Here is a 1,666-nt window from a genome sequence, read left to right as displayed (position 1 = left end):
GATGCTGTTGGTTAATCCGGGGCCTTCCTACTTCGCCCCGTCGACCTTGTGGTCGGCGGGGCGAAGTGCTGCGAAGTGGCTGGTGCGGGTGCGGGCCCGGGGGGTGCTGGCGAGGTGGGCGTCGATGCGGGCGAGGTTGATCGCGGCGCCGGTCAGTTGGTGTTGGAGGCTGGTCTTCGCGAGGCCTCGGTAGCGGGATCTGCGCAGGCCGCAGCGCCCGACGGCTTGGGAGATGGTGCCCTCGATGCCAGCGCGGATCTTGTACCGCTCTTTCCAGGCATCGGTTCGCTGCTCGGCTCGGGCCGTTCGGACGATTTCGTGTTCGTCGCGGCCCTGCCGCAGGTTGAGTTCCCGGCGCTGGGCTGTAGGCGAGCTGACGCAGTCACGCAGGTGGGGGCAGGGGCGGCAGTTGGCCGGGCTGAAGCGGACCCGGATGACAGGCAGGCCCTGCTGGGAACGCCGCTCGGCCCACTGCGTACTGACGACGCCGTTCGGGCAAGTCACCTGCTCGCGGTCCCAGTCGATGGTGAAGGAGTCCTGTCCGAAGGGGCCGTCGGCCGACGCGGCTGTGTTGGCGGCCATCGGCCCGTGCAGGCTGATGCCGTGCTCCCGGCGCGCGGTCACGACCTGGCCGGCGGTGGGATATCCGGCATCGACCCAGTGCTCGGCGGGCAGGCAGTCTCGTTCGGCCAGCGCGTCGTGGATTTCGGGGACCGTCACACTGTCGTGGACGGGGGCGAGGGTGGTGGCCATGTTCGTGATCAGGTTCGGGGCGCCGGGTTCGCAGGTCTCGGTCAGGTGGACCTTGTATCCGTCCCACAGGGTGTCCCGTTTGACGCTGCCCCGGGCCTCGGTGTCATAGGGGGTGACCAGGCGCAACGCGCCCGGCGGGCGGTCTTTTGGGTCCCGTCGCCTCACCTCGCCCTCTACCAGGTGGAAGTGCTGGACCCACATCTGCCGCAAGGTCTCCACCTCCGTCAGGCTGCCGAGACCGGCCGGTGCGTCAGCGGCGAAGACCGCCTCCAGCAGACGCATCCCGTCACGACCGACCCGCAAGCCCACCTCATCGCGTTTGGCGCGGGCCTTGGGGAACCGGGAGTCCTCGGCCCTGGTGGCGTAGTGCCTGAACCAGTCTGGCTCGGCGACCCGCGTCAGCCAGTCCGGGGCGGCCTGGGCAATCGCGTTGAGCGCGGATCGCAGAGTCTCGGCCACCATCTCCAGCCAGGACAGCTCACGGGCGGCCGACAGCACATGCGTGGCGTCGGTGCGGGCGCGGCCCGCCGTCTTGAGCAGGCCCTTCTCCCGGGCCGCGACCAGGATGCCGTCCAGAACCCGCAGCCCGGCGTCGGCCCCCACCAGCCGGTCCCGGAACTCCGACAGCACCGAGAAGTCGAACCCCGGATCATCCAGTGCAAGCCCGAGGGCGTATTTGAAGTCGATCCTGGCCCGGACCGCTTCCGCGGCCTGTCGGTCGGTGAGCCCTTCGACGAACTGCAACACCAGTACCAGCGCGAGCCGGCCCGGTGACCAGGCAGGCCTGCCCCGTATCGGGAACAGGTCCACGAACTCCTCGTCCGTGAACATGGGCCCCAGCTCGTCCCGCACCCGGATCGCCAGACTCCCCTTCGGGAACGCGGCCCGAGCCACCCGCACCGTCTCCGCCGGG

At 69.9% G+C, this 1,666-nt stretch carries 1 protein-coding gene; it reads right to left on the bottom strand.

Translation table 11 applies throughout. From position 1 onward, the window contains the following. Positions 1-27: 27 nt before the first annotated feature. The coding region (locus ACFZBT_RS40760; RefSeq protein ID WP_391115666.1) for an IS1182 family transposase at positions 28-1,666 on the bottom strand (1,639 nt) is incomplete at its 5' end.

The sequence above is a fragment of the Streptomyces sp. NPDC008137 genome (assembly GCF_042957035.1).
Lineage (GTDB): Bacteria > Actinomycetota > Actinomycetes > Streptomycetales > Streptomycetaceae > Streptomyces.
This window is presented reverse-complemented; position numbering and strand designations above follow the sequence as displayed.